We start from the raw sequence: 22,780 nt of genomic DNA, 5'->3' as shown, positions 1-22,780 counted from the left end.
GTGCCAGATCCCATCCGCAGTCCCTGAACACTGATTTCGTTGGCTTTTTCGAAAAGAAGGCACGTGTCTTCGAGAGCTCCCGTGCGGTTATCCGCATAGGCCGAATTGCGCCTTGTGCGAAAACATGCACAAATACGCCATGCTGCAACGCCCCGCCGCTGCTCTCGTCCCGACGCCCGAACTGCTTACCGGGCGGGCGCGGCGCGCCTGGCTGCTGTTTACGGCGGTGGCGCTGGCGATCATCGCGGCAGCGCTCTACGGCGCCGGGCTCTATGGCCGCTCGACTGAGATCGAGGCTTTGGCCACGCAGGGACGCACGGACGCCAATCTCAAGGTCGCGCTGCTGCGGGCGGTGCTGGAAAATCCGCGCGCGCTGCCGCTGCTCCTGTCGGAAGACCAGCAGGTGCATGACGCGCTGAGCGAGCGCAGCCCTGCCTCGATCGACGTGCTCAACCGCAAGCTGGAAGGGCTGGTTTCCGGCACCAAGGCCTCGGTGCTCTACGTCACCGGCACGGACGGTCTGGCGATCGCCTCCAGCAACTGGCGCGAACCGGAAAGCTTCGTCGGCAGCGACTACAGTTTCCGGGCCTATTTCTCAGGCGCGATGCAGACCGGCACCGCCGAATATTTCGCGCTCGGCAATGTCTCCAAACGCCCGGGCCTCTACATCTCGCGCCGCGTCGACGGCGCCTCGGGACCCCTCGGCGTCGTCGTGGTCAAGATGGAGTTCGACCAACTCGAAGCCGACTGGCACGAGGCGAGCCGGCCGGCCTATGTCAGCGACGCGCATGGCGTGGTGCTGATCACGAGCGTGCCGTCCTGGCGCTTCCTGACGACGGAGCCGCTTAGCCGGCCGATGCTCGCCGAAATCCGCGCCAGCCAGCAATTCGGCGATGCGCCGCTGGTGCCTCTGCCGATCACGAGGCCGGAGGCGCTCTCCGGCGACGTCGCGCTGGTTCATGCCCTCACGCCCGGAAGCAGCGACGCCGAGTATCTGCGGCTTTCAACCGCGGTGCCGTCGACGCCGTGGCGGCTCGACTATCTTGTCCCAGCCGAAGCGCCGATCGCCGCCGCCCAGCGCGAGATGCGGCTCCTGGCGCTGGGTATCCTTGTCCCGCTCATCGCCTTTGCCGCCTATCTGCTTTGGCGCCGGCAGTCCGCCCAGATGCGGATTGCCGCTGAACAGGCGGCGCGCGCCGAGCTGGAGCGACGCGTCGTCGAGCGCACGCAGGACCTCAGCCTTGCCCGCGATCGGCTGCAGGCCGAGATCGCCGATCACCGAAGCACCGAGGCAAAGCTGCAGGTGATGCAGCAGGATCTGGTGCAGGCCAACCGGCTTGCCACGCTTGGTCAGGTCGCCGCCGGCGTCGCGCATGAGATCAACCAGCCGGTGGCGACCATCCGCGCCTATGCCGACAATGCGCGCGTGTTCCTCGAGCGCAAGCAAAGCGCGTCAGCCGAGGAGAATCTTGGCGCCATCGCCGCGCTGACCGAGCGCATCGGAACCATCACCGAGGAGCTGAAAGCCTTCGCCCGCAAGGGCCGCACCGCCGCCGAGCCCGTCGAATTGCGCAGCGTGATCGAGGGCGCCGTCGTCTTGCTCAGGAGCCGCTTCGCCGGCCGGCTGGACGCGCTGGCGATCACGCTGCCGCCGCCGGCGCTGAAGGTTATGGGCAACCGGCTGCGGCTGGAGCAGGTGCTGATCAACCTTTTCCAGAACGCGCTGGAGGCGCTCGAAGGCCGTGATGGCGCCCGGGTCGAAGTCTCCGTCGCCGAAACCGTCGAAGACGTGGCGCTGGTCGTTTCCGACAACGGACCAGGAATCCCGCCCGCGATCCTGAAATCCCTGTTCACGCCCTTCAACACCTCGAAGGAAAAGGGTCTTGGCCTCGGCCTCGTCATTTCCAAGGACATCGTCGCCGATTATGGCGGGCGCATCGAAGTGGCGAGCGGCGGCCAAGGCACACGCTTCACCATCCATCTGTCAAGAGCTGGCGCAGCATGAGCAACGACGATCGCGCACCAGTCATCCTGATCGACGACGACAGCGACCTGCTCAAGGCGACAAGGCAAACGCTGGAGCTCGCCGGCTTTGCGGTGTCGGCCTACGCGGTGGCGAAGGAAGCGCTGGCGGCGCTGGACAAAAGTTTCGCCGGCGTCGTGGTGTCGGACATCCGCATGCCGGAGATCGACGGGCTGCAGCTTTTCGATCGGGTGTTGCGGCTCGATCCCGATATTCCCGTCATCCTGGTCACGGGGCACGGCGATATCGCGATGGCCGTCAAGGCGATCAAGGACGGCGCCTACGACTTCATCACCAAGCCTTTCGCCACTGAGCGGCTGGCGCAGAGCGTTGCCCGCGCGGCCGAAAAACGCCGGCTGGTGATGGAAAACCGCGCCTTGCGCGAAGCGGCCGAGCAGGCGCAGGAAGGCTTGCCGCTGATCGGCCAGACGCCGGCGATGGAGCGGTTGCGCCGCACGCTGAGGCAGATCGCCGACACCGATGTCGACGTGCTGGTGACCGGCGAGACCGGCTCGGGCAAGGAGGTGGTGGCGAACCTGCTGCATCGCTGGAGCCGCCGCGCCAAGGGCAATTTCGTCGCGCTCAACTGCGGCACGCTGCCGGAAACGGTCATTGAAAGCGAGCTGTTCGGCCATGAGGCCGGCGCCTTCACCGGCGCCCAGAAGAAGCGCGTCGGCCGTATCGAGCATTCGAACGGCGGCACGCTGTTCCTCGACGAGATCGAAAGCATGCCGGCTGCTACGCAAGTGCAGATGCTGCGCGTGCTCGAGATGCGCGAGGTGACGCCGCTCGGCACCAATGAGGTGCGCCCGGTCGACCTGCGGGTCGTGGCCGCCGCCAAGGTCGATCTCGGCGATGCCAGCCAGCGCGGCGCTTTCCGCGAGGACCTTTATTACCGGCTCAATGTGGTGACGCTGTCGATCCCGCCGCTGCGCGAAAGGCGGGACGACGTGCCGCTGCTGTTCGGCTATTTTACCGAGCGCGCTGCCGCACGCTTCCGCCGCGCTGTGCCGGCGACGTCCACTGCGGTCCAGCGGCACCTGCGGGAGCATGACTGGCCGGGCAATGTGCGCGAGCTCGCCCATTTCGCCGAACGCTTCGTGCTGGAGCTGGAAGACATCGCCGAAGCGCCTTCCGCTGCGGCAGCACAGAACGATTCTTCCGCGCCCTTGCCGGAAAGGCTCGATCGCTACGAGGCCGACATCATCCGCGAGACACTTGGTCGCAATGACGGCGACGTGCGCCGCACCATCGAGGCGCTCGGCATTCCGCGCAAGACCTTCTACGACAAGCTGCAGCGGCACGGCATCGTGCGCAGCGATTTTTCCAGATAGATCAAGCTTGTGGAACCCAATCCAACCCCCGTTCGTTGAGCTTGCCCGGCAAACCGTGGCACGTTGGCACCAGCCGGCCAGTGAACGCATCGCCGTGGCGGTGTTGCCGGGTTGCGCTCGGCAGGCGTTGATGGTTTGTTGCCGCCCAGCGGAGAATGAATGATGCGCGAATCCCTCGGTCAAGACGAATACGGCTCGACCAGCCCCTTCGACCCGGACGACCTGCCCAATCTCAATGCGATGGGCCCGGTCATGGGGGGCGGCAATGATTTCGAGAAATATGCGGTCGCCGTCATCATCGTCTTCGGCGCACTGATCATCGGCGGCCTGATGGCCGCCTCCATGTCCTTCGGCCACCGCAACGGCTTCCTGTTCGCGCTCGGCGGCGCCACCGCAGCCTGGATTTCCGGCAATGCTCTGCTGCTCGACCGGCCGCGCATCTACGCGCTGTTCGTCGCCATTGCCGCCGTCATGCTGATCGCCTCGACGATCACGCTGGTGACCTGATCAGACAATTCGGTTGGTGTGCGACAAACCAACCTAGGCCTCTCCGCATGGGATGGCCTCGGATAAAGCCGCAGGTGCTTGGGCCTCCCAGTCGACCACGTCGGCCTTGATCGGATGGTAAAGCATGGCCCGTTGCGTGAATGCGGTATCGTCTTCGTGAAAATAAGCCCCCATCGATGGGCGCCAGACGAACGTCCCCGGGCTGAGATGAGGGTCCTTCGCCGCATTCAGATAGTTTCGTCCCCTTCGGCGCCAGGGCACGAACGGCCCGGTCCCGCCGATATCCTCGATCCTGAGACCATGAACGCGCGCAATGGTCGGCACGAGGAATTCGTAGTGCCCACTCCACTCGCCTGTCGAAAGCGCCTCCTCATAGGTGCCGATAAAGCGCCTCGAAACGCGCATGATGGGCATAAATGCTCTCGTGAAGCGTGATTTCGGGCACGGTCCGTTTGCCGAGCCCCAGAACGTCCAGCGCGGATCGCGGCGGCGCGTGTTGAGCGTCGTCGTCAGCAAGTCCACGCCATTGTTCGAAAATTGCTGGAAAAAATCGAGCCAGGTGCCGGCAAAGTCGACGTCATATTCGAGAATCCAGACGAATTCCCGATTTGCGGACTTCGCCAAGGGAAAGAGCACGACGTCCATATAGCCCATCGTCAAGTTTCCGTTATCCAGAGCTTGCCGCACGCGCACGGAGGTTCGGTCGATCTCGAAATCTGCTCGTCCGCCGACGAGGTCGCTCAGGGTCCACGGATTATAGGCGAGCTGCCAGTCGATGATCGCCTCCGTTTCGCTGCGGAGACGGTCAAAATGAGCCTGTATTCGATGGTTCAGCACATGCGTTATGAAGATTCCCGCCTGCCTGCCACCTGCCGATGGACCGGGCAATGGCCGCTGAACCGACACGATACGAAAGGGATTCATCGACAGGCGATCCCGCGGATAAGCCGCTTCCATCCCTTGGTCGCCTCCGCGGGTTCAGGCCGCTCGCCATGGAGCCGAAGGGCCAGGGCCGATACGTCCGGATCGTCCAGCGGGGTAAATTCATAAAGGGCCGGATCGAAATCCTCGTAGAGATACTGATACTTCAACAATTCGAACGCTCCCGGCTCTATCCTCTGGTAGAATTCGAGTTTGCTGGCCCGCTGGTCCCGGCTTCGTACAACCCAATCGAAATGGTAGATGTGGCACTCCGAAGGCGCGTACAAGACGTCGGATTCATTGAACGAGAAGCCCGGCGTGTGGATTTTTTTCTTGAATTTTACCGAATCGACGAGGAACCCTCTAAACTGAAAGTCGCCCGGCGGCAAATTGGGTAACTTCGCGGCAAAAACAGCCTTGGAATCGATAACGGCTACGGCGCGGCGTGGGATGGCGATCACCGGTTTATTAGTCGGCGCTGCAACATCGCGCAGCCAGGTCAGCAAGGCACGCGAGGGAAATTCATCGTCGTCCAGCCGGAAAATACGCCTTGCGCGTGAAACGGCTGCAATCTTCGGCAGAATGCCTTCGACATAAGACCGCCCCCACCTGACGGATAGCTTGGTGGCCAAGTCAACTTTGCGAAGCACATCTTCTATGTATCGCGGCGACGAACGGCTATCGACGAAATACCGAATTTCAATCCCGAGCCGTCGATATTCTTCGGCAATGATCAGACTGTGCGGCGCTCCGTCACGCGTAGGAACCACCAAAGAAAAACTCTCGCTCATTCATCGACTGCCGCTGGAGCGCCGGGCTCGGGGCCTTGGCATGTTTAGGCATACAGGGACATCGCCCGCTCCTCTTCTAGCGATCTATCATTAATCTTCAACGGCCTGAGCCGTCGTGAGTGCCAGCGGGTCGCATTCCCTACCCCGGCAGCGACAACACCATCGCCGCGGTCAGTGGGTCGGCCGGCCAAGGCGCGCCCACTGCCACGTTAAATGACCGGCCAATTCATAGGCCCTGAGCTAATATCCCAGCGCCTCGCCTGCAGCCGCGCGGCTGTCCATGGCGCCGTTGTAGCGGGCGCCGCCGCCCTTCTCGATCTCCGCCAGGCTCATGCCGCCGACCAGGATGCCGGCGGCCCGGCCCCAGGTCTCGTCGCTCAGGTCGAGATGGTAGCCCATGCCGGCAAGCAGCTTCTCCGTGTCCGGCGACAGGCCGAACGGCTCGACATAGACCATGTCGGGCAGCCATTGATGGTGGACGCGCGGCGCGTCGATCGCCTGCTGGATGTCCATGCCATGGTCGATGACGTTGACGATCGCCTCCAGCGTGATGGTGATGATGCGCGAGCCGCCCGGGCTGCCGATAACCATGAACGGCTTGTCGTCCTTGGTGAGGATCGTCGGGCTCATCGAGGATAAAGGCGTCTTCTTCGGCTGGATGGCGTTGGCCTCGCCCTGGACCAACCCGTAGAGGTTGGGCACGCCCGGCTTCTGGGTGAAATCGTCCATCTCGTTGTTGAGCAGGATGCCGGTGCCGTCGGCGACGACGCCGGCGCCGTAGGAGCCGTTCAGCGTGTAGGTGACTGCAACCGCGTTGCCGTCCTTGTCGATGATCGAATAGTGAGTGGTCTCCTTCGACTCGTCGAGGCCTTTCGGCATCAGGTCCTTCGAGACGCCGGCGCGGAACGGGTCGATCTTGCCGCGGATGTCCTTCGCATAGTTCTTGTCGAGCAGCTTCGAGACCGGATTGTCGACGAAATCAGGGTCGCCGAGCGCCGAATTGCGGTCGACATAGGCATGGCGCATGGCCTCGACCATGACATGGACCGTTTCGGCGGACCCTGAGCCGAGATAGGACAGCGGATAGCCTTCCAGCACATTGAGGATTTCGCAGATGATGACGCCGCCCGAACTCGGCGGCGGCGAAGAGATGATCTCGTAACCGCGATAGGAACAGGTCACCGGCTTCAATTCGCGCACCGCATATTCCTCGAAATCGCCCTTGCCAAGGATTCCGCCCTTGGCGCCGCTCGCCCTGACGATGGCATCGGCGATCGCGCCCTTGTAGAAGGCGTCCGGCCCCTTTTGCGAGATCGCCGACAGCGCGGCGGCGAGGTCTGGCTGAATGAGGTTCTCGCCGATGCCATAAGGCTTGCCGTCCTTTTTCAGGAAGATGGCGGCAGCAGCCGGATCCTTCGCCAAACGATGGGCGCTGCGGGCGAAAGAGGCGGCGTCGCCTTGGTTAAGCACGAAGCCGTCCTTGGCGTAGGCAATCGCCGGCGCCATCAGATCCTGCCTCGAAAGCGTGCCGTATTTCTCGCGCGCCATCTCGAAGCCGGCGACGGAGCCGGGCACACCGACGGCGAGATAGCCGTCGAGACTGGCGCCCTTGATCGGCTTGCCGTCCTTGTCGAGATACATGGTCCTGCTGGCGGCGAGCGGCGCGCGCTCGCGGAAATCGAGGAAGGTGGTGCGGCCGTCCTTCAGCCGGATGGTCATGAACCCTCCGCCGCCGATATTGCCGGCTTCGGGAAAGACGACGGCAAGCGCGTAGCCGACCGCGACAGCGGCATCGACGGCGTTGCCGCCTTTCTTCAGCACGTCGACGCCGACTTCGGTTGCCAGATGCTGCTCCGTGACCACCATGCCATGCTCGCCCTTGGCGGGAGCCGGCGAGGCGGCGAAAGCAGTGACCGGCGGCGTGAGGGCAATCGCGAGCGAAAGGGTGACGCCGATCAGCGTCCGACGGGTCAAGGGCATGGCGGTGCTCCAAGTGCTGCGCGCTTAGAAGAACTACTTGGAGCGGCCGAGTCCATCCATCAATACGAGCGGACACATATCGGTGTTCGCTCCCCAGCCGGCTCCGCGTTGCAGGAAAAAAGCCGAGGCCGAGGCCAGCCAATCTCAGACGATGCCGCCGCCACCACCTGCAACCATCGGCCGTTCCGCAGCGACCTTGGCCCGGTAGCCGGCTTCGCGATAGGCGGCGACCGGATCGATGGCGCCGCCGGTTCTGAGCCGCGCCATCGCCAGGATCGGCTCGACATCGGTCCGGTAGGCGCTTTTGAGGGTCTGCGTCGCCATCAGCGCGTCGTTGGCCTCCTGGAAGCCTTCCAGCGCCTTGCGGTCGACCAGCAGCGCCTGCGCGTAGGCGCGCTGAACCTCGACCGCCGACAGCATCAGGCTCTCGATCGGATCGGTGACGTTGTGGCTCTGGTCGAGCATATGGGCGGGGTTGAAACCCTTGGCGCCGGAGAGCTCCGCATCGACCAGTTCGTTGAAGACGAGGAACAACCGGTAGGGATCGATCGAACCGGCGTCGAGGTCGTCGTCGCCATATTTGGAATCGTTGAAGTGGAAGCCGCCCAGCTTGCCGAACTGGATCAGCCGCGACACGATCATCTCGATGTTGACGTTGGGCGCATGGTGGCCGAGGTCGACCAGGCAAAAGGCCTTGTCGCCGAGCTCCCTGGCGATGATGTAGTTGGTGCCCCAGTCCTGCACGACCGTCGAATAGAAGGCCGGCTCATACATCTTATGCTCGGTGAACAGCCGCCAGTCGTCCGGCAGGCCGGCATAGATCTCGCGCATGGCATCGAGATAGCGCTCGAAGGCCCTTGCGAAATTGACCTGCCCAGGAAAGTTCGAGCCGTCGCCGATCCACACCGTCAGCGCTTTGGAGCCCAGTGTCTTGCCGATCTCGATGCATTCGAGATTGTGCTCGATCGCTTGCCGGCGCGTGCCAGCATCGGCATGCGACAGCGAGCCGAATTTGTAGGAAAGCTTTTGGTCCTTGGCGTCGGAAAAGGTGTTGGAGTTCATGGCGTCGAAGCCTAGGCCGAAGCGGGATGCGGCCTGCTTCAACCGGTTCGGGTCGGCCTTGTCCCACGGAATGTGCAGGGAGACGGTCGGCGTCGCCTGCGTCAGCTGGCTGATAACGGCACAGTCCTCGATTTTGTCGAAGATGTCGCGCGGCTCACCGGGACCGGGGAAGCGGGCGAAGCGCGTGCCGCCGGTGCCGACGCCCCAGGACGGGATCGCGACGCCGAATTTTTCTATCTTGTCGCGGATGGCGTCGATGGCGATGCCGCGGCGGTCGAGGCGTTCGCCGAGGGAATCGTAGTCGCGCTCGAGGTCGGGTTGGCGCGCGGCGTTGTGGCTGGCGACGAGGTCGGCGCGGATAATTGTTTCGGACACTGCAATTCCTCCCAAGAATACGTTCGGCTGGCGCCGCCCCTCATCCGCCCTTCGGGCACCTTCCCCCCGTAGAACGGGGAGCTCGCCTAGCGCGTAAAGCTCTGCGCGTTGCCGGCGTCGACGTTGACGATATTGCCGGTCGATTTGGCTGACATGTCGGAGGCGAAGAAGTAGACGGCCTCGGCGATGTCTTCCGGGAACACCGAGCGCTTCAGCATCGAGCGCGAGCGGTAATGCTCCTCGAGATCGTCGGTCGACATCTTGTAGGCGGCGGCGCGCTGTTCCTTCCACTCGCCGGTCCAGATTTTTGAACCGCGCAGCACGGCGTCCGGATTGACGACGTTGACCCTGATCTGCGCTTCGGCGCCCTCCAGCGCCAGGCAGCGGGCGAGATGGATCTCGGCCGCCTTGGCGGTGCAATAGGCGGACGCGTTGGGCGAGGCGGCGAGCCCGTTCTTGGAGGCGACGAAGACGACGTTGCCGCCGATCTTCTGGGCGCGGAACAGGCGGAAAGCCTCGCGCGAGACGAGGAAATAGCCGGTGGACAGGATGTCCATATTCCGGTTCCACAAGGCGAGTGTCGTCTCCTCGATCGGTGCCGAGGAGGCCAGGCCGGCATTGGACACCAGAATGTCGACGCCGCCGAATTCGACCGCCGTCTCGGCGAAGCCCGAGGCGACCTGATCTTCCGACGTCACGTCGATCCGCACTGGGCGGACGAAGTCTTTTCCGAAGGCCTTCGAAAGCTCCTCATTCGCGCTGGCCAGTGCTGCCTCGTCAATATCGGCGAGCACGACGCAGGCGCCTTCGCGCAGCAGCCGGTTGGCGGTGGCGCGGCCGATGCCGCCGGCGCCGCCGGTGACCAGCGCGATCTGGCCGGCCAGCGGCTTCGGCTTCGGCAGGCGCTGCAGCTTGGCTTCCTCGAGTTGCCAGTATTCGATGTCGAAAGCCTCCTGCGCCGGCAGGCCGACATAGGACGAAACCGTCGAAGCGCCGCGCATGACGTTGATGGCGTTGACATAGAATTCGCCGGAAATGCGCGCTGTCGCCTTGTCGCCAGCGAAGGTGAACATGCCGACTCCAGGCATCAGATAGACCACGGCATTGGGATCGCGGATGGCGGGCGAATCCGGATGCTTGCAGGCGCCGTAATAGGCCTGGTAGCCGACGCGGTATTCAGCAATGTCGTCGGCGAGCCGCGCGATGACGGCGTCGATATCGGGCTTTGCCGGATCGAACTCGATCACCAGCGGCCGGATCTTGGTGCGCAGGAAATGGTCCGGGCATGAGGTGCCAAGCGCCGCCAGCGGCCGCAAATCCCTGGAATTGACGAATTCGAGCACGGCCGGCTGGTCGTCGAAATGGCCTAGCTTGTGGCTCGTCTGCGAGATCAGGCCGCGGATCCTCGGCATCAGCTTGGCCGCGATGGCGCGGCGTGCCGAAGCATCGAGCGCCTTCACCGCCTCGCCACCGAAAATAGCCACGCCTTCCGACCGGCGCTCGAACCACTCGATGGCCTGGTTGATCACCGAGATCGTGGTCTCGTAGCATTCCTTGGGCGTGTCGCCCCAGGTGAACAGGCCGTGGCTTTCAAGCACGACGCCCTTGGCTTCGGGGTTGTCGAGGCAGAATTTCTCCAACCACAGGCCGAGCTCGAAGCCCGGCCGTTTCCAAGGCAGCCAGCCGATGGCATCGCCGAAGATTTCCTTGGTGATCGCCTTGGAATCCTTGGCCGCGGCGACCGCGATGATGGCGTCGGGATGCATATGGTCGACGCAAGCCTTCGGCACATAAGCATGCAGCGGCGTGTCAATCGAGGCCGCGCGTGGATTGAGGTTGAAGGTGCAGTGGGGCAGATAGCCCACCATCTCATCCTCATGCTCGACGCCTCGATAAAGCCCCTTAATGGCGCGCAGCTTGTCCATGTAGAGGGTGGCGAAACCGTCGAGCTTGATCGAGGCGCTGTCGCCGCCGGAGCCCTTGACCCACAGGACCTCGACCTCCTCGCCGGTCAGCGGGTCCTTCTGCCGGACCTTGGACGAGGTGTTGCCGCCGCCATAATTGGTGACGCGCTTGTCGGACCCCAGCGTGTTCGAGCGATAGACCAGGAGCTCGGGACCGCTCATCCCTTCGGCTTTTGCATCGTCCCAAAGATTGGCGAGGCGCGAGCCGGAGCGCTTGTCGAGCATAGGTATCCTCCCTTGGAGCGCGAAACGCCGCGCCCCTCATTTCTTGCTCGGGAATGTCTACGCTAGTGGCCTGCTTGTCAATCACAAACGATCAATATCGATCATATTGCACTGCACAATGAAAATATATGATTGGAAATGATTGACACTGCGCGTTTTCTAAGGCCTGATGCTTGGGCAGGGAGGAACCATGCACGAAAAAGAACGCCACCGGATCATTCTGTCCGCCGTCCAGGAAAAGCCTGTGGTGACGGTGCAGGAGATGGTCGAGCTGACGGACTCCTCCGAAGCGACGATCAGGCGCGACATCGCGGCACTCCATGTGCAAAAGCGCCTGCGCAGGGTGCGCGGCGGCGCCGAGGCGATCTCGCCGCCGCAATTCATCGGCCTTGCCGGCCGGCCCTTCTCCGTCAACGAAACGCTGAACGCCGCGCAGAAGCGGGCGATCGCGCGGGAAGCGGTGAACCTTTGCGCGGACGGTGAGCCGATCATCATCAACGGCGGCACCACCACCTTCCAGATGGTGCATTTCCTGACTGGACGCCGCATGCCGATCTTCACCAACTCCTTCCCGATCGCCGAGCATCTGCTCAAGCACTCGAAGAACACGGTGATGCTGTCGGGCGGCACGATCTACCGTGAGCAGAACATCATCCTGTCGCCCTTCGACAATGACGTGACGCGCAACTTCTATGCGCGCCGCATGTTCATGGGAGCGCAAGGCCTTGGTCCGCTTGGGCTGATGGAGGGCGATCCGCTGCTGATCCAGGCCGAGCAGAAGCTGATCGATCAGGCCGACGAGCTGGTGGTGCTGGTCGATTCCTCGAAATTCCGCATGCGCTCCAGCCTGATCCTGTGCGGGCTGTCGCGCATCGCAACCGTGATCACCGACGACGGCATCGAGGACCGGGAGGCCAAGATGCTGGAAACGGCGGGCGTGGCGCTGATCGTCGCCCGCAAGCCGGCTAGCGACAAGGAAGAATCTTCACTGCAGGCCTGAGGGAAACTCGCGCCCGCAGCGGCGATGGAATGCAACGCTCAAGGGAGGATATTCGATGAGCTTTTTGAAGAAACTGCTGGTCACGGCGGCCTTTTCCGCCGCCATGTTCGTGAATGCCGCCTATGCCGAGAACGTCAAGATCGCGCTGGTGGTGAAGTCGCTCGGCAACGGCTTCTTCGACGCCGCCAACAAGGGCGCCGAGGAAGCGGCCAAGGAACTGGGCGATGTCGACGTCATCTACACTGGCCCGACCAAGGCAACCGCCGAAGCGCAGATCGAAGTGATCAACTCGCTGATCGCGCAGAAGGTCAACGCCATTGCCGTTTCGGCCAATGACGCCGACGCGCTGGTGCCGGTGCTGAAGAAGGCGATGGATCGCGGCATCACCGTGATCTCGTGGGACTCGGGCGTCGCCAAGGAAGGCCGCCAGCTCCACCTCAATCCGTCCGACACCGGCCTGATCGGCGAAACCATCATCAAGCTCGCCGCCGACTACCTGCCGGAAGGCGGCGACGTCGCCATCCTCTCGGCCTCCTCGACCGCGACCAACCAGAACGCCTGGATCGAGGCGGCGAAGAAAGTGCTGCCGGAGAAGTTCCCGAAGATCAAGCTGGTCGCCACCGTCTATGGCGATGACGACTCGGCCAAGAGCACCGACGAAGCCAAGGGCCTCTTGAAGTCCTATCCGAACCTCAAGGCGATCATCGCGCCGACCACCGTCGGCGTCGTTGCGGCCGCGCAAGTCGTCACCGACGAGAACCTGATCGGCAAGGTGAATGTCACGGGTCTTGCGCTGCCGTCGGAGTTCAAGAAGTTCATCGACAACGGCGCTTCGCAGGCTGTTGCTCTCTGGAACCCGATCGACCTCGGCTATTCGGCGATCTATCTCGCCCATGACCTGGCCGTGAAGAAGGAAGAGGCCAAGCCCGGCGCCACGCTGTCGATCGGCCGCGTCGGCAAGGTGACGCTCGACGACACCAACTCGGCCGCGATGGCTCCGCCCTTCCAGTTCGACAAGACCAACATCGAGAAGTTCTCCAAGATCTATTGATCTCGGACTGACGGCGCTGCCCCTCATCCGGCCGCTTCGCGGCCACCTTCTCCCCGGTGGGGAGAAGAGCCAGGCGCCAAGCTCGCCAACCTCCTCTCCCCTCGGGGAGAGGTCGACCGAGCGAAGCGGAGGTCGGGTGAGGGGGAGTCAATGCGGAACATAGACGGGCTTGATACGACTATGGATACGACGGCCCATCACGGCAAAGTAAACGAACGACCCCCGGCCTCAGCTCCCCGCCTGACGCTCTCAGGCATCTCGAAAAGTTTCCCGGGCGTGCGCGCCCTGCACAATGTCAGCCTGTCGCTCTACCCCGGGCAGGTGACGGCACTGATCGGCGAGAACGGCGCCGGCAAGTCGACGCTGGTCAAGATCATGACCGGCATTTACCAGCCGGATGCCGGCGAGATCGGCATCGACGGCCAAGCCACGACGCTGCCCAGCGCGCATGCCGCGTTCGGCCACGGCATCACCGCCATCCACCAGGAAACCGTGCTGTTCGACGATTTGTCGGTGGCCGAGAACATCTTCCTCGGCCACGCGCCGCGCACCCGCTTCGGCACCATTGACTGGCGCACCATGCGCAGCAATGCCCGCGAGGTGCTGGAGACGATGCGCGCCGGCCATATCGATGCCGACGCCAGGCTGAAGGATCTCGGCATTGCCAACAAGCATCTGGTGGCCGTCGCCCGCGCGATGTCGATCGATGCGCGCATCGTCATCATGGACGAGCCGACCGCGGCGCTCTCGATGAAGGAGATCGAGGAGCTTTTCCTGCTGATCGAATTCCTGAAGAGCGAAGGCAAGGCAGTGCTCTTCATCAGCCACAAGTTCGACGAAATCTACCGCATCGCCGACCGCTACACCGTCTTCCGCGACGGCGAGATGGTTGGCGAAGGCCTGCTGAAGGACACCGGCCAGAACGAGATCGTGCGCATGATGGTCGGCCGCAACGTCGACCACATCTTCCCGCAGCGCGAGCCGAAGATCGGCGCGCCGGTGCTGTCGGTTTCGGGCCTGTCGCATCCGACCGAATTCGACGACATCGGCTTCGAATTGCGCAAGGGCGAGATCCTCGGCTTCTACGGGCTGGTCGGCGCCGGGCGCAGCGAGGTCATGCAGGCGATCGCCGGCATCACCCGCACCAGCCGAGGCGCCATTTCGCTCGACGGCAAATCCATCGCGCCGAGATCGGCCGCCGATTCCATCGAGGCCGGCATCGTCTATGTGCCGGAAGAGCGCGGCAAGCAGGGCGTGGTGATCGGCCTGCCGATCTTCCAGAACGTGTCGCTGCCTTCGCTGGCGCGTACCTCGAAATCCGGCGTGCTGAGGCTCGCGGAAGAGTTCTCGCTCGCCCGTTCCTACACCGAGCGGCTCGACCTGCGCGCCTCATCGCTCAGCCAGGATGTCGGCACGCTGTCCGGCGGCAACCAGCAGAAGGTGGTCATCGCCAAATGGCTGGCGACGACACCGAAGGTGATCATCCTCGACGAGCCGACCAAAGGCATCGACATCGGCTCCAAGGCCGCCGTGCACGGCTTCATGGCCGAGCTCGTAGCGCAAGGGCTTTCGGTGATCATGGTGTCGTCCGAACTGCCTGAGATCCTCGGCATGTCGGACCGCGTCGTGGTCATGCGCGAAGGCCGGATCGCGGCGACCTATTACAACAAGGGCCTCGACGCCGAAACGCTGGTTCGGAGGGCAGCGGGGATCGCGGCATGAAGAATTTCCTCAAATATCGCGAGATCTGGCTGCTCGCCGGCATCGTCGTGCTGATCGGCCTGATTTCCACCCGTTTCCCTGGTTTCGCCGATCCGGCCAATCTGCGCCAGGTGTTCAACGACACCTCTATTTTGATGATCCTGGCGCTCGGCCAGATGGTGGTGATCCTGACGCGCTCGATCGATCTTTCGATGGCGTCCAACCTCTGCTTCACCGGCATGGTGGTGGCGATGCTGAACGCCGCGCATCCGGCGATCCCGATCCCGGTGCTGATCGTCATCGCATTGCTGGTTGGCCTGGTGCTCGGCGCGGTCAACGGCTTCCTGGTGTGGCGGCTGAACATCCCCTCGATCGTGGTGACGCTCGGCACACTGACCATCTATCGCGGCGCCACCTTCGTTGTCTCCGGCGGCGCCTGGGTCAATGCCGACCAGATGAGCCCGGACTTCATCAACTTCCAGCGCGCCGCCTTCCTCGGCCTGCCGGTGCTGTCCTGGATCGCGATCCTCGTCATCGCGCTGTTCTTCCTGGTGATGACGCGGACAGCGATCGGCCGCTCGATCTACGCCATCGGCGTCAACCCGACCGCCTCGGTCTATGCCGGCATCGATGTCGGCCGAACCAAATTCATCGTCTTCTGCATTTCCGGCATGATCGGCGGGCTCGCCGGCTATCTCTGGATCTCGCGCTATGTGATCGCCTCGGTCGAGGTCGCCAATGGCTATGAGCTCAACATCATCGCCGCCTGCGTCATAGGCGGCATCTCGATCGCCGGCGGCATAGGCTCGGTCGGCGGCGCGGTGCTGGGGGCGTTGTTCCTCGGCATCATCTCCAATGCCCTGCCGGTCATCAACATCTCGCCCTTCTGGCAGATGGCGATCTCGGGCAGCGCCATCATTCTGGCCGTGGTGCTCAATGCGCGCGGCGAGCGCCGGCAGGGCCGCATCATCCTGAGAAAGGCGGAAGCGGCATGACAGACACCCCTGCCCCGCGCCATATCCCCGACCGGCTCGACAAGCCGCTTTCCTCGGCGATCTTCTCCTGGGAGGCGCTGCTGGTCGTCATCGCGATCGCCATCTTCGCGGTGAACAGTTTTGCCTCCCCCTATTTCCTCGACCCGTGGTCGCTGTCGGACCTGACCTTCAACTTCACGGAAAAAGGGCTGATCGCGCTGGCGATGGCGCTGCTGATCATCTCCGGCGAGATCGACCTCTCCGTCGCGGCGATCGTGGCTTTGGCCTCGACCATGATGGGCATGGCCGTGCAGGCCGGCGCCGGAACGCCGGTGCTAGTGCTGATCGGCATCGCCGTTGGGCTTGGCTGCGGCGCGTTCAACGGGCTGCTCGTGACCCGGCTCGGCCTGCCCTCAATCGTCGTCACCATCGGCACGATGAGCCTGTTCCGCGGCATCGCCTTCATCATCCTCGGCGACCAGGCCTACAAAGGCTATCCGGAAAGTTTTGCGTTCTTCGGCCAGGGTTATGTCTGGTGGGTTTTCTCGTTCGAGCTGGCGCTGTTCCTCGTCGCGGCGCTGATCTACTGGTTCGTGCTGCACCGCACGAGCTTCGGCCGGCGGGTCTTTGCCACCGGCAACAATCCGGTCGCCTGCCAGTTCTCCGGCGTGCGCGTCGATCGCATCAAGTTCATCCTGTTCTGCCTGACCGGGCTTATGTCGGGCATCGCCTCGGTGCTGATCACCTCACGGCTCGGCTCGACAAGACCGTCGATCGCGCAGGGCTATGAGCTGGAAGCTATCACCATGGCGGTGCTTGGGGGTGTGTCGATCCTCGGCGGCGCCGGCAGCATTCTGGGCGTCGTGCTTGCCGCCTTTATCATGGGGCTGGTGACGTTTGGGCTCGGCCTGCTCAACGTGCCGGGCATCGTCATGTCGATCTTCATCGGCCTGTTGCTGATCATCGTCATTGCGCTGCCGATCGTCTGGCGGCGGCTGCGCGAAGGACGCTTCGCCTGATGGAGAAATACGCTTTCAAGATGAAGCTCAATCACGGCATGAAGGCCGAATACAAGCGCCGCCATGACGAGATCTGGCCCGAGCTGGTGGCGCTGCTGAGAGAGGCTGGCGTTTCCGACTATTCAATCCATCTCGATGAGGAGACCAACATCCTGTTCGGCGTCCTGTGGCGGCGTGACGATCACGGCATGGCCGACCTTCCGAAGCAGCCCGTGATGCAGCGCTGGTGGGCGCATATGGCCGACGTGATGGATACCAAACCCGACAACGAGCCGGTGGCGGTGCCGCTGGAAACAATGTTCCATATGGCATGATCGTCGCCGTCATCGATATCGGCAAGACCAACGCCAAGGTGGCGCTGGTCGATCTCGCGACGCTGAGCGAGATCGCGCTGCGCCGAATGACCAACGCACCGGTGCGGGGCGCGCCCTACCCGCATCACGATGTCGAGGCGCTGTGGACGTTCATCCTCGACAGCCTCGCCGATCTCAACCGCGAACGGCGCATCGATGCGATCTCGATCACCACGCATGGCGCGACTGGCGCGCTGGTCGACGCCGCCGGCGAACTAGTGCTGCCGGTGCTCGACTATGAATTCGACGGCCCCGAGCAGCTTGCGGCCGACTACGATGCCGTCCGCCCGCCCTTCGCCGAGACCGGTACGCCGCGGCTGCCGGTCGGCCTCAATCTCGGCGCGCAGTTCTTCTGGCAGCAGAGGCGCTTCCCGGCGGAATTCGCCAGGGCGACGGCGATGCTGATGTATCCGCAATACTGGGCGCTGCGGCTGACCGGCATTCCCGCGAACGAGGTCACCTCGCTTGGCTGCCACACCGATCTGTGGAATCCCTGGACATCCGCCTATTCCTCGCTGGTCGACAGGATGGGCTGGCGCCGGTTGATGGCGCCGGTGCGACCGGCCAAGGACCGGCTTGGCCCGATCCTGCCAGCGATTGCGCAACGGACGGGGCTCAATCCACAGACCCCGGTTTTCTGCGGACTGCACGATTCCAACGCCTCGCTGCTGCCGCATTTGTTGTCCGACCAGCCGCCCTTCTCCGTCGTTTCGACCGGCACATGGGTGGTGTCGATGGCGGTCGGCGGCAGGAAAGTGGAACTCGACCCGGCGCGCGATACGCTGGTCAATGTCAATGCGCTCGGCGATCCCGTGCCATCCGCGCGCTTCATGGGCGGTCGCGAGTTCTCGCTGCTCACCGACGGCCAGCCGCAGGAATGGATCGATGACGATGTTGCCGCGGCGCTGGCGCGGCAGGTCCTATTTCTGCCTTCCACCCAACACGGCTCCGGACCCTTTCCGCATCGCGACGCGCGGTGGATCAATGCCGAAGACTTGAGCCCCGGGCAGCGCTTTGCCACCATCTCGTTCTATCTGGCGCTGATGACCTCGACCTGCCTGGAATTGATCGGCGGCGATGGGCCGACAACCGTCGAGGGGCCGTTCGCGCGCAACCCGCTTTTCGTCCGCATGCTGGCGGCGGCGACTGAGCGGCCGGTCATAGTATCGGAGACCTCGACCGGGACCAGCATCGGCGCGGCGTTGCTGGCGACGGACGGCGCGCCCGCGATGAGTAGGGGCGAGCGAACCGACCCGCCGACCGATCCGGCCTGGGGCGACTATGCAAAGGCTTGGCAGTTGGCTGTTCAGACATAGTTCCAGCGAAGCCACTGTTTGAATCGTCAGCGCTGCCCCTCATTGCCCTGCCGGGCATTTCTCCCCGTATAGTGACGGGGAGAAATGGCTGTTGTCGCGGCCTTCGCCAATTTCCGACGCCACAGAATGGGCGCCGGCGGCGCGGCCAGCCACTTCGCCCCGTTTACGGGGAGAAGGTGCCCGAAGGGGGGATGAAGGGCGGCGCCAACGTCGGCGATTAGATAGGTTTCAGCGTGCCGTCCCGTACAGCAATCCTTTGGGATCGATCTGCGGCTTTCTGCCGGCGACGACATCGGCCAGGAACTGCCCCGAGCCGCAGGCCATGGTCCAGCCGACATGGCCGTGGCCGGTGTCGAGATAGAGGTTGCGGTATTTCGCCCGGCCGATTACGGGAACCGAATTCGGCATCATCGGCCGCAGGCCGGCCCAGAACACGGCCTTCTTCTCATCGAAGGCACCCGGGAAAAGGTCCTTGCCGGTTTCCAGGATGGTCCTGAAATCACCCGGCTTGAAGCTGCGGTCGAAGCCGGTGAACTCGGCCGTAGAGGACATACGCAGGCGATTGCCGAGCCTCGAATAGCCGATCAGCCGGTCCTCGTCGGCGCCGCCCATGGTCGGCCCCTTGCTCTCATCCCCCAAGGGAATCGTCGCTGAGTAGCCCTTCACCGGATAGACCGGCAGGTCGATGCCGTAGCGGCGGCCGAGCAGCCCGCTCTCTGGTCCCATCGAAATGACGACGGCGTCGCCAGTCACCGGGCCGGCCGAAGTGATGACAGCGCGCACCCGATCGCCCTCGATATCGAGGCCCTGGATTGTCGTGCCGAACAGGAATTTGACGCCGAGTTTTTCGGCGGCGTAGGCGGCGAGCCTGTCGGTGAATTGCTTGGAATCGCCGGTCTGGTCGATCGGCGAATAGATGCCGCCGGCGATCTTTTCCTTCACGCCGGCAAGGCCAGGCTCCAGCTCGACCAGGCGCTCGCGGCCGACGATCTCGATCGGCAGGCCGTGCTCGCCGAGATAGCGATAATTGTCGGTGCCGGTGTCGAGGCTCTTTTGCGACCGGAAGAAGTAGAGGATGCCCTTCTTGCGCTCGTCGTAATGGATGCCTGTTGCCTCAGACAGTTGATTGATGCACTGGCGGGAATGGAGCGCCAATCTCAGCTTGATATCGGTATTGGCGCGCAGCCGCTTCACCGTGCATTCGCGCAGGAAGCGCAGGCTCCAGAGATAGAAATAGGGGTCGAGGCGCAGCCTGACCTTGATGCCGAGATCGTGGTTCCACAGCGCGCGCAGGAAGGTTTTCAGCGCGGCGGGCGAAGCCCAGGCTGTGGCGTCGCCCGGCGACACCAGGCCGGCATTCGACTGGCTGGTGCCGCGCGCAGCCGCCTCATGGCGCTCGATCACGGTCACCTCGTGACCGTCTTTGGCCAGATAATAGGCAGCCGCCGTGCCAACCACGCCGGCGCCGAGAACCAGGATCTTCATGCCGTCCCCTCAAGCATCATGGCGGCGGCGCGCGCTAACGCGCACGGCCGCATGAGGCTCAATACCGCTTCTAAAAGCGCCGGGCGAGCCCTTGGCCCAACAGCTGGACTTTTTGTATTGACGCAATTCCGGACGGAAAACCGCTACACACTTTTCCTGGAATTGCTCAGCTTCTCACGGAATTTTTGCCCGTCAGGATGCGCTCCCAGGCCAACGCGTCGTTGACAATCAGGTCGAGATCGTCGCGCTGCGGCGTCCAGCCGAGCTCCTTGCGGGCAAGCTCGGAATTGGCGACCACGGCGGCGGCGTCGCCCGGCCGGCGATCCCCCATGCGGACATCGAAATCATGACCGAAGGCGCGTCGAACGCTGTCTATCACTTCCAGCACCGAATAGCCGTGGCTGTAGCCGCAATTGGCGACGAGGCTCGTGCCGCCGGCACGCAGCCGCTGCAGCGCCAGCCGGTGCGCGGCGGCCAAATCGCTGACATGGATGTAGTCGCGCATGCAGGTGCCGTCCGGCGTCGGATAATCGGTGCCGAAGACCTGCATGAAGGGGCGTTTGCCCAGCGCGGTCTCGCAAGCAACCTTGATGAGATGCGTGGCGCCTGGCGTCGACTGCCCGGTGCGGCCCTTCGGGTCGGCGCCGGCGACGTTGAAATAGCGCAGCGCCGTATAGCGGATGTCGTGCGCGAGCGCCGCGTCGCGCAGCATCCATTCGCTCATCAGCTTGGAGAGGCCATAGGGCGATTCCGGCGCAAGGCGGGCATCCTCGCGCACCGGCTCCAGCCCAGCGCCGCCATAGACGGCGGCGGTGGAAGAGAAGATGAAATGCGGCACCCCCTCGCGCACGGCTGTCTCGATCAGCGTGCGGGTCTTGCAGGTGTTGTTCTCGTAATAGCCGAGCGGATCGGCGACCGATTCCGGCACCACGATCGAGCCGGCGAAGTGGATGATGGCGTCGACCTTGTTTTCGCGGATGATCCGGCCGACCAGGTCACGGTCGGCGACGTCGCCGACAACGAGCTTTGCTTCGGGGGCCACCGCCCATTCGAAACCGGTGGAAAGCCGGTCGAGCACCACGACGCTCTCGCCGGCATCCAGCAACTCCCAGACCATATGGCTGCCGATATAACCGGCACCACCCGTCACCAAAACCGTCATCTTCTACCTCGCTGATCAAGATTTATCGGAAACTGTCTCAACAGCCCCCGTGCTGGAAACCCCGCCGCAAGCCCTTTATCCTCCCCCTAAATGTTAAACCCGTAACAGTTTCTCCCGTCCGAGGCATCGTACTGAAACAAAGCTCGTTCACACCCCGGGGAATAGGCCACGATCCGGCATCGTTAGGAACAGGGCAAAGGCGTGGCATTTTGACCGGTTGGGTTCGGTGGACGCGGCATGGGGCAGTGACTATGATCCGCCGCAAAATTGGGAAGTCGACATGAATTACCAGCGGTTCTTCGAGGATGCGATCGACCAGCTCCACGCGGAGCGGCGCTACCGTGTCTTCGCCGACCTCGAGCGCATTGTGGGCAAGTTCCCGCGCGCCATCTGGCGTTCCAACGGCCGCGCCCAGGAAATCACCGTATGGTGCTCCAACGACTATCTCGGCATGGGCCAGAACGAGGATGTGATCGCCGCCTTCCAGACCGCTGCCGGCAAGATGGGCTCGGGCGCCGGCGGCACCCGCAACATCTCCGGCACCTCCAACCCGCTGGTCGAGCTCGAGCAGGAGCTTGCCGACCTGCATGACAAGGAGGCAGGCCTCGTCTTCACCTCCGGCTTCGTCTCCAACGAGGCCTCGATCTCGACCATCGCCAGGCTTTTGCCCAACTGCCTGGTGCTCTCCGACGAGCTCAACCATGCCTCGATGATCGAGGGCGTGCGCCGCTCGGGCGCGGAAAAGAAGATTTTTCGCCATAACGACGTCGCGCATCTGGAAAGCTTGCTTCAGGCTGCGGGCCGCGAGCGCGCCAAGCTGATCGTGTTCGAGAGCGTCTATTCGATGGACGGCGACATCGCGCCGATCAGGCAGATCGTCGAGCTGGCCGAGCGCTACAACGCCATGACCTATATCGACGAGGTGCATGCGGTGGGCATGTACGGACCGCGCGGCGGCGGCATCACCGAACGCGAGGGCCTGGCCGACCGCGTCGACATCATCCAGGGCACGCTGGCCAAGGCCTTCGGCACGCTCGGCGGCTACATCACCGGCACAAGTGCCGTGATCGACGCGGTGCGCTCCTACGCGCCGGGTTTCATCTTCACCACCGCGCTGCCGCCGGCGATCGCCGCCGCCACCACCGCCTCGATCCGTCATCTCAAGCGCTCGCAGGCCGAGCGCGACGCGCAGCAGCGCCAGGCGGCGCGCACCAAGCAGGTGCTTGCCGCCGCGGGCCTGCCGGTGATGGAATCGGCCACCCATATCGTGCCGGTGCTGGTCGGCGACCCCGAACTCTGCAAGATGGCGAGCGACCGGCTGCTTGGCGTGCACGGCATCTATATCCAGCCGATCAACTATCCGACGGTGCCGCGCGGCACCGAGCGGCTGCGCATCACGCCCACGCCGTTCCATTCGGACGCGCTGATTGCCGAATTGCAGGACGCGCTGGTCGAGACCTGGGATGCGCTCGGCATCCCCTATGCCGGCTCAGGCCGTCCCGCCGTCGCCAAGACCGACCGCATCATTCCGCTGCTT

18 protein-coding genes are annotated in these 22,780 nt (G+C 63.6%); 11 read left to right on the top strand and 7 right to left on the bottom strand.

Going from position 1 to position 22,780, the window contains the following annotated elements; translation table 11 throughout:
- Positions 1 to 139 precede the first annotated feature (139 nt).
- The 3 genes from EN852_RS15080 to EN852_RS15070 all read left to right on the top strand — a co-directional run bounded on the left by EN852_RS15080 (position 140) and on the right by EN852_RS15070 (position 3,864).
- Complete coding sequence (locus EN852_RS15080) at positions 140 to 2,005, top strand: sensor histidine kinase (protein WP_127868596.1); 1,866 nt, start codon at positions 140 to 142, stop codon at positions 2,003 to 2,005.
- Positions 2,002 to 3,357: a sigma-54 dependent transcriptional regulator gene (locus EN852_RS15075; protein WP_127876047.1), complete on the top strand. Its 1,356-nt coding sequence runs from the start codon at positions 2,002 to 2,004 to the stop codon at positions 3,355 to 3,357. Before EN852_RS15080 ends, EN852_RS15075 begins: the two co-directional genes overlap by 4 nt.
- Positions 3,358 to 3,516: 159 nt before the next feature.
- Positions 3,517 to 3,864, top strand: coding sequence for a hypothetical protein (locus tag EN852_RS15070; RefSeq protein ID WP_245519731.1), 348 nt, complete (start codon positions 3,517 to 3,519; stop codon positions 3,862 to 3,864).
- 33 nt (positions 3,865 to 3,897) lie between these two features.
- Here EN852_RS15070 and EN852_RS15065 read toward each other — a convergent pair whose 3' ends face one another.
- The 5 genes from EN852_RS15065 to EN852_RS15045 all read right to left on the bottom strand — a co-directional run bounded on the left by EN852_RS15065 (position 3,898) and on the right by EN852_RS15045 (position 11,182).
- Positions 3,898 to 4,821, bottom strand: a complete 924-nt coding sequence (locus EN852_RS15065) for a hypothetical protein (RefSeq protein ID WP_127876048.1) — start codon at positions 4,819 to 4,821, stop codon at positions 3,898 to 3,900.
- Entirely contained in the window at positions 4,785 to 5,576 is a 792-nt protein-coding gene (locus tag EN852_RS15060; protein ID WP_127876049.1) for a hypothetical protein, read from the bottom strand. The genes EN852_RS15065 and EN852_RS15060 overlap by 37 nt, the downstream gene beginning before the upstream one ends.
- A gap of 240 nt (positions 5,577 to 5,816) precedes the next feature.
- The gene (gene ggt / locus EN852_RS15055; RefSeq protein WP_127876050.1) at positions 5,817 to 7,556 is read right to left on the bottom strand and encodes a gamma-glutamyltransferase; all 1,740 of its coding nucleotides are present in this window, start codon (positions 7,554 to 7,556) and stop codon (positions 5,817 to 5,819) included.
- Between the two features lie 144 nt (positions 7,557 to 7,700).
- Positions 7,701 to 8,993: an L-rhamnose catabolism isomerase gene (gene rhaI / locus EN852_RS15050; protein ID WP_127876051.1), complete on the bottom strand. Its 1,293-nt coding sequence runs from the start codon at positions 8,991 to 8,993 to the stop codon at positions 7,701 to 7,703.
- A gap of 86 nt (positions 8,994 to 9,079) precedes the next feature.
- Positions 9,080 to 11,182: a bifunctional rhamnulose-1-phosphate aldolase/short-chain dehydrogenase gene (locus EN852_RS15045; protein WP_127876052.1), complete on the bottom strand. Its 2,103-nt coding sequence runs from the start codon at positions 11,180 to 11,182 to the stop codon at positions 9,080 to 9,082.
- A gap of 190 nt (positions 11,183 to 11,372) precedes the next feature.
- On the opposite strand from EN852_RS15045, the gene EN852_RS15040 reads away from it, so the two are divergent.
- The 7 genes from EN852_RS15040 to EN852_RS15010 all read left to right on the top strand — a co-directional run bounded on the left by EN852_RS15040 (position 11,373) and on the right by EN852_RS15010 (position 18,596).
- A complete protein-coding gene (locus EN852_RS15040) occupies positions 11,373 to 12,182 on the top strand; it encodes a DeoR/GlpR family DNA-binding transcription regulator (protein WP_127876053.1) in 810 nt (269 codons plus the stop codon).
- A gap of 55 nt (positions 12,183 to 12,237) precedes the next feature.
- Complete coding sequence (rhaS, locus tag EN852_RS15035) at positions 12,238 to 13,233, top strand: rhamnose ABC transporter substrate-binding protein (RefSeq protein ID WP_042637283.1); 996 nt, start codon at positions 12,238 to 12,240, stop codon at positions 13,231 to 13,233.
- A gap of 180 nt (positions 13,234 to 13,413) precedes the next feature.
- On the top strand, positions 13,414 to 14,955 hold the full coding sequence (locus tag EN852_RS15030; RefSeq protein ID WP_127876115.1) for a sugar ABC transporter ATP-binding protein: 1,542 nt from the start codon (positions 13,414 to 13,416) through the stop codon (positions 14,953 to 14,955).
- On the top strand, positions 14,952 to 15,929 hold the full coding sequence (locus EN852_RS15025; protein WP_127876054.1) for an ABC transporter permease: 978 nt from the start codon (positions 14,952 to 14,954) through the stop codon (positions 15,927 to 15,929). The genes EN852_RS15030 and EN852_RS15025 overlap by 4 nt, the downstream gene beginning before the upstream one ends.
- Positions 15,926 to 16,927 carry an ABC transporter permease gene (locus EN852_RS15020; RefSeq protein WP_127876055.1) on the top strand — a complete coding sequence of 334 codons (1,002 nt, stop codon included), beginning with the start codon at positions 15,926 to 15,928 and terminating at the stop codon, positions 16,925 to 16,927. The genes EN852_RS15025 and EN852_RS15020 overlap by 4 nt, the downstream gene beginning before the upstream one ends.
- Positions 16,927 to 17,241 (top strand): L-rhamnose mutarotase, encoded by a 315-nt coding sequence (rhaM, locus tag EN852_RS15015; RefSeq protein ID WP_210238248.1) that lies wholly within the window; start codon positions 16,927 to 16,929, stop codon positions 17,239 to 17,241. The genes EN852_RS15020 and rhaM overlap by 1 nt, the downstream gene beginning before the upstream one ends.
- The gene (locus EN852_RS15010; protein WP_127876057.1) at positions 17,238 to 18,596 is read left to right on the top strand and encodes an FGGY-family carbohydrate kinase; all 1,359 of its coding nucleotides are present in this window, start codon (positions 17,238 to 17,240) and stop codon (positions 18,594 to 18,596) included. The genes rhaM and EN852_RS15010 overlap by 4 nt, the downstream gene beginning before the upstream one ends.
- A gap of 228 nt (positions 18,597 to 18,824) precedes the next feature.
- Here the strand turns inward: EN852_RS15010 and EN852_RS15005 are convergent, their stop codons facing one another.
- Both EN852_RS15005 and galE read right to left on the bottom strand, forming a co-directional pair.
- Complete coding sequence (locus EN852_RS15005; RefSeq protein WP_127876058.1) at positions 18,825 to 20,081, bottom strand: D-amino acid dehydrogenase; 1,257 nt, start codon at positions 20,079 to 20,081, stop codon at positions 18,825 to 18,827.
- A 166-nt stretch (positions 20,082 to 20,247) separates the two neighbouring features.
- Positions 20,248 to 21,243, bottom strand: a complete 996-nt coding sequence (gene galE, locus EN852_RS15000) for a UDP-glucose 4-epimerase GalE (RefSeq protein ID WP_095819620.1) — start codon at positions 21,241 to 21,243, stop codon at positions 20,248 to 20,250.
- 280 nt (positions 21,244 to 21,523) lie between these two features.
- Here galE and hemA point away from each other — a divergent pair.
- Positions 21,524 to 22,780 (top strand): 5-aminolevulinate synthase (gene hemA / locus EN852_RS14995; protein WP_127876116.1); only part of this gene is annotated, 1,257 nt, incomplete at its 3' end.

The organism is Mesorhizobium sp. M2E.F.Ca.ET.209.01.1.1 (assembly GCF_004010375.2).
Lineage (GTDB): Bacteria > Pseudomonadota > Alphaproteobacteria > Rhizobiales > Rhizobiaceae > Mesorhizobium.
The sequence above is the reverse complement of the archived record's forward strand: the minus strand, read 5'-3'. Positions and strand labels throughout refer to the sequence as shown.

Bases quoted from the DNA above. Each gene is read 5' to 3' on its own strand.
- EN852_RS15005 (WP_127876058.1), bottom strand. From the start codon at position 20,081: ATGAAGATCCTGGTTCTCGGCGCCGGCGTGGTTGGCACGGCGGCTGCC.
- EN852_RS15025 (WP_127876054.1), top strand. From the start codon at position 14,952: ATGAAGAATTTCCTCAAATATCGCGAGATCTGGCTGCTCGCCGGCATC.
- EN852_RS15020 (WP_127876055.1), top strand. From the start codon at position 15,926: ATGACAGACACCCCTGCCCCGCGCCATATCCCCGACCGGCTCGACAAG.
- ggt (WP_127876050.1), bottom strand. From the start codon at position 7,556: ATGCCCTTGACCCGTCGGACGCTGATCGGCGTCACCCTTTCGCTCGCG.
- rhaM (WP_210238248.1), top strand. From the start codon at position 16,927: ATGGAGAAATACGCTTTCAAGATGAAGCTCAATCACGGCATGAAGGCC.
- EN852_RS15075 (WP_127876047.1), top strand. From the start codon at position 2,002: ATGAGCAACGACGATCGCGCACCAGTCATCCTGATCGACGACGACAGC.
- EN852_RS15010 (WP_127876057.1), top strand. From the start codon at position 17,238: ATGATCGTCGCCGTCATCGATATCGGCAAGACCAACGCCAAGGTGGCG.
- EN852_RS15060 (WP_127876049.1), bottom strand. From the start codon at position 5,576: ATGAGCGAGAGTTTTTCTTTGGTGGTTCCTACGCGTGACGGAGCGCCG.
- EN852_RS15080 (WP_127868596.1), top strand. From the start codon at position 140: ATGCTGCAACGCCCCGCCGCTGCTCTCGTCCCGACGCCCGAACTGCTT.
- EN852_RS15045 (WP_127876052.1), bottom strand. From the start codon at position 11,182: ATGCTCGACAAGCGCTCCGGCTCGCGCCTCGCCAATCTTTGGGACGAT.
- EN852_RS15040 (WP_127876053.1), top strand. From the start codon at position 11,373: ATGCACGAAAAAGAACGCCACCGGATCATTCTGTCCGCCGTCCAGGAA.
- EN852_RS15065 (WP_127876048.1), bottom strand. From the start codon at position 4,821: ATGGAAGCGGCTTATCCGCGGGATCGCCTGTCGATGAATCCCTTTCGT.
- EN852_RS15030 (WP_127876115.1), top strand. From the start codon at position 13,414: ATGGATACGACGGCCCATCACGGCAAAGTAAACGAACGACCCCCGGCC.
- EN852_RS15070 (WP_245519731.1), top strand. From the start codon at position 3,517: ATGATGCGCGAATCCCTCGGTCAAGACGAATACGGCTCGACCAGCCCC.
- galE (WP_095819620.1), bottom strand. From the start codon at position 21,243: ATGACGGTTTTGGTGACGGGTGGTGCCGGTTATATCGGCAGCCATATG.
- rhaS (WP_042637283.1), top strand. From the start codon at position 12,238: ATGAGCTTTTTGAAGAAACTGCTGGTCACGGCGGCCTTTTCCGCCGCC.